Raw genomic sequence first — 255 nt, forward strand, 5'->3', positions numbered from 1 at the left:
GCTCGAACATTATTGATCGCCTTGCGCGTCCTGTAGACTGGATCGATGGTCGTGCGTTGGCCAGGCTTGATCCAGCCGCTGACGCAACGATTGCCGATGCCGTGCGTGCCGAGATCACGGCATTGCCCACTTACGGCTATCGCCGCGCCGGCGCCTTGGTGAACCGCACGCGCAGCCTGATGGGCCTGCGGCCAGTCAATCACAAGCGCATGTATCGCGTGATGAAGGCCCAGGGTTTACTGCTGCCGAAGTCGC

1 pseudogene is annotated in these 255 nt (G+C 62.0%); it reads left to right on the forward strand.

Features of this window, described 5'->3' with window-relative positions:
• Positions 1-255 (forward strand): annotated as a pseudogene (locus GM672_RS28080) (IS3 family transposase); the annotation flags it as partial.

Source organism: Pseudoduganella buxea, assembly GCF_009720835.1.
Classification (GTDB): domain Bacteria; phylum Pseudomonadota; class Gammaproteobacteria; order Burkholderiales; family Burkholderiaceae_D; genus Rugamonas; species Rugamonas buxea.